The sequence below is a fragment of the Mycobacterium helveticum genome (assembly GCF_007714205.1).
Lineage (GTDB): Bacteria > Actinomycetota > Actinomycetes > Mycobacteriales > Mycobacteriaceae > Mycobacterium > Mycobacterium helveticum.
In genome coordinates this window covers 1-882 of the sequence record NZ_VMQU01000314.1, presented here as the reverse complement: position 1 = coordinate 882, position 882 = coordinate 1, and the positions used below count along the sequence as shown (strand labels likewise).

Here is an 882-nt window from a genome sequence, read left to right as displayed (position 1 = left end):
GCGGGTGGTGATGACGCGCAGGCCGTCGCGGGGGCTCAGCGCCCCGGCGACCACGGCGGCGGTGACCTCCCCCATCGAGTGGCCGATCACCGCATCGGGCGCCACCCCGTGGGCACGCCACAACGCGGTCAACGCCAACTGCACCCCCACCAACACCGGCTGAATACGCTCAATGCCCTCCAGCGGGGCACCCTCACCCAGCACGTGGCGCAGCGAAAACCCCACCACCTCAACAAACACCGGCTCCAACTCGGCCACCGCGGCCGCAAACGCCGGCTCCTCGTCCAACAACCGCGCACCCATGCCCGCCCACTGCGAACCCTGCCCCGAGTACACGAACACCGTCCCGGCCCGACACACCCCCCGATGCGCACCCACCACACCCGGAGCCGAACGCCCCGCCGCCAACGCCGCCAACCCCGCCACCGCCTGCTCGCGATCGCGCGCGGCCACCGTCGCAAACACCGCCTGACGAGCCCGATGATGGTTGAGCCCATGAGCCACCTGCGCCAACCCCACCGAAGCACCGGCACCGGACATCCACTCGGCCAACACACCCGCCGTCGCCGCCACCCGCTGCGCGCTCTTACCCGAGACCACCAACGTGCTCACCACCGACGACGCCACCTCGGGCACCGCCACCGGCTCGGGCCCCTGCTCGAGCACCACATGCGCATTGGTCCCACCAAACCCGAACGACGACACCCCCGCCCGCCGCGGCCGACCCGTCACCGGCCACACCACCGGCTCGGCAACAACCTTCAACCCCAACTGCTCGAACGGAATATGCGGATTGGGCTCGGCGAACCCCAGATTCGCCGGAATCCGCCCCCGCTGCACCGCCAGCACCGCCTTGATCAACCCCGCAACACCCGCCGCGGC

Annotated in this window: 1 protein-coding gene; it reads right to left on the bottom strand. The window is 71.1% G+C overall.

Translation table 11 applies throughout. The annotated features are described in order from the left end of the window. On the bottom strand, nucleotides 1–882 hold an 882-nt coding region (locus FPZ47_RS27675), incomplete at both ends, for an acyltransferase domain-containing protein (protein WP_145039818.1).